This window comes from Streptomyces sp. NRRL WC-3618 (assembly GCF_001280005.1).
GTDB lineage: Bacteria > Actinomycetota > Actinomycetes > Streptomycetales > Streptomycetaceae > Streptomyces.
Genome location: NZ_LGDW01000416.1, coordinates 1 through 228 on the forward strand (window position 1 = coordinate 1; position 228 = coordinate 228).

Sequence of the window (228 nt, forward strand, 5' to 3'; positions counted from 1 at the left end):
CCAGCCGATAACCCGGCGGGCATTCAAGCCGTACGGCGAGATACGCGGCCCGAAGCCTGCTGCTTGGCCGAACAAGCGGAGCTACCTGGGCGTCGGCATCGACGACGCTGCTACCGGGCTTACGCATATCGGGGCCCGGGAGTACGACCAGGGGGCGGGGCGGTTCCTGTCGGCGGATCCGATTATTGATCTCGCGGATCCGGTGCAGATGAACGGGTACGCGTACTC

1 protein-coding gene is annotated in these 228 nt (G+C 65.8%); it reads left to right on the forward strand.

Translation table 11 applies throughout. The features are described 5' to 3' along the window. Window positions 1-228: RHS repeat-associated core domain-containing protein (locus ADL01_RS28005; protein ID WP_159049663.1), on the forward strand; the 228-nt coding region annotated here is incomplete at both ends.